General features: G+C 44.7%; 1 protein-coding gene and 1 pseudogene. Both read left to right on the forward strand.

Translation table 11 applies throughout. The features are described 5' to 3' along the window. A pseudogene (gene zapE / locus OS145_RS01440) lies at positions 1 to 628 on the forward strand (cell division protein ZapE); the annotation flags it as partial. A 221-nt stretch (positions 629 to 849) separates the two neighbouring features. Then, positions 850 to 1,102, forward strand: a 253-nt coding sequence (gene rplM, locus OS145_RS01445) for a 50S ribosomal protein L13 (protein ID WP_006954182.1), incomplete at its 3' end; no start/stop codon positions are given.

Consider the following 1,102-nt stretch of genomic DNA (forward strand, 5'->3'; position numbering starts at 1 on the left):
GTGATACTCGTTGCAACATCCAATATCGTACCGACGACCTATACAAAAATGGGTTACAGCGCGCACGATTTATCCGGCAATAAAATTAATTAAGCAGCATTGTGCTGTGGTTAATGTTGATAGCGGGATCGACTATCGCCTACGCACGTTGACGCAAGCAAAGCTATTTCATGTGCCTAATGATGACCAAGCTGACCAAAGGTTGGTAGAGTCCTTTCATAACCTAGCGCCGGAAAAGGGGTGTGATTTTGAGTCCCACGCTGTTGAAATCGAAGGACGATCGATTCGAGTGCGTGCAGAATGCGATGATGTTGTCTTTTTCGACTTCCCAGATATTTGTAAGACAGCGCGTAGCCACACCGACTACATGGAACTTGCGCAGTTATATCATGCCGTCATTATCTCGAATGTCGAACAAATGGGTCGCCACAACGATGACGTTGCGCGTCGCTTTATCGCGTTGGTGGACGAATTTTATGAGCGCCGAGTTAAATTGATTTTATCCGCACAACAGCCCATTGATTCGCTGTATAGCGAAGGGCAATTGAGTTTTGAGTTTCGCCGCTGTGTGAGTCGTTTGCAAGAAATGCAAAGTGAAGAATATTTAGCACTGGCGCATCGCGCATAAATGGCACAGTAAATCGGTAAGAAATTTCAAAAAGTGCGTGATCTTTGAGCGCATTTTTCCTATAATCCGCGCAGCCCACGTTACAGTCCATGACGTTAACATCTCGTTAGCCCATGGTTGCAGCAAATAAACTAATGATTTTTATCATTTTTTTATTGTTGTGATTCGCGGGGAAGCCCGGAATTACTGTCCGTGAACATTTAAAATTAGGTTTTTTCAAAATGAAAACATTTGTAGCAAAACCAGAAACGGTAAAACGCGACTGGTATGTAATTGACGCAGAAGGTAAAACGTTAGGTCGTTTGGCTACTGAAGTAGCTCGCCGCCTGCGTGGTAAGCATAAGCCTGAGTATACGCCTCACGTTGACACAGGTGACTACATCGTCATCGTTAACGCTGAGAAAGTTGCTGTAACCGGTAACAAAGCTCAGGACAAAATGTACTACTCGCACACTGGATTCCCGGGTGGTATCA

Origin of the sequence: Idiomarina baltica OS145 (assembly GCF_000152885.1) — a bacterium.
Taxonomy (GTDB): Bacteria; Pseudomonadota; Gammaproteobacteria; order Enterobacterales; family Alteromonadaceae; genus Idiomarina; species Idiomarina baltica.